Below are 1303 nucleotides of genomic sequence, written 5' to 3'. Positions count from 1 at the left end.
GCTTTTGAAGAACTCGGGGTTCTTAGGGTCGTCTTCAAAGTACTTTCGAAAACGGACAATAAAGTTATCGACGGTACGAGTCGATAGGTCTTTGGAAAAACCCCAGGCAACTTCTAAAATTTCTCCGCGTGACAGCGCTTTACCACGATTGTTAATCAATAACCTGAGCAAGCGAAGCTCTTGTTCAGTTAGGCTTATTTGTTGCCCTTTGCAATAAGCAACAGATTGAAGGAAGTCGATTTTGTTGCTGCCAAAGCTATATGGGTCCTGACTTCCACTCGCCGCATCAATACTATTATCTTGCCAGCTACTTTGTTTTAAAAGGCGCTCAACTCGTAACAGGAATTCTTCTAGGTTAAAGGGTTTAGAAAGATAGTCATCGACACCGTGGTTAAAACCCTCAATTCTGTCTTGAGCACTATTCTTGGCTGATAGAATAAGGATTGGCAAACGCTCATCTTCTAAGCGAATACGTTTAAGAACAGAGACACCGTCTATGCCGGGCAGCATCACATCCAAGACTATTAAATGCGGCCGCCACTGTTTCCATAAGGCTAGACCGGAAGTCCCTGTTTCCGCTAACGCCACCTTGTAACCTTGAAGCTCCAAATTTAAACGCAACCCCTCTGCAATATGACATTCATCCTCGACAACCAAGATACGCTCATTCTCTGGATCAAACACTAGTGCATCCCCATCATATTACGCGCTCTTTTCGCCATTGATAGTTTATTTCGCTGCGGGAATATAATAACAAACTCAGCCCCCTGCCCCGGCTGGCTTTCCTTAATCTGTATCTTACCACTATGCGCTTTAACTATATTTTGAACCAGATATAAACCGAGCCCACTACCCTGCGCTGAACGCGTCTTTGAATCACCCACCTGATAAAACTTTTTAAATACCTTCTTGCGCTGCGTATGCTCAATGCCGATACCGTTATCGATAAACCTAAGCCTGAGCTCATCATTTCCGCGCAGTGCGAGCTTTTCTATTTTAACGACTAGGCTTGGCTGATCCGACTCATTATATTTAAGGGCATTGCTCGCTAAATTAATCAATAACATTTCAAACAGCGCCCGGCTAAGCGTTTGCTTTATCGGCTGAGATGATTGAGTCGCGATCTGTAAGCCAGTAAACAGGTGGGCATTTTGTTGATAAAACTGAGAGACAAACTCAGCAACGTCTAACTCTATAAATTCATCACTGAAGCTCTGGCTTTCGATCTTTCCCAGATCCAGAATGTTGCTGATATTGTCTGATAAACGGTGAACGTCACGCAGCATATAGTTAAGATACTTTT

The 1303-nt window shown here is 43.5% G+C and carries 2 protein-coding genes; both read right to left on the bottom strand.

Annotation, left to right across the window (positions count from 1 at the left end; translation table 11 throughout):
• The coding region (locus A3761_RS02375) for a response regulator transcription factor (RefSeq protein WP_068749727.1) at nt 1–684 on the bottom strand (684 nt) is incomplete at its 3' end.
• On the bottom strand, nt 684–1303 hold a 620-nt coding region (locus A3761_RS02370; protein WP_231881124.1), incomplete at its 5' end, for a sensor histidine kinase KdpD. The genes A3761_RS02370 and A3761_RS02375, both read right to left, overlap by 1 nt.

Source organism: Oleiphilus sp. HI0123, assembly GCF_001635315.1.
Note: the sequence above shows the minus strand (reverse complement) of the source record. Positions and strands in the feature narration are given on the sequence as shown.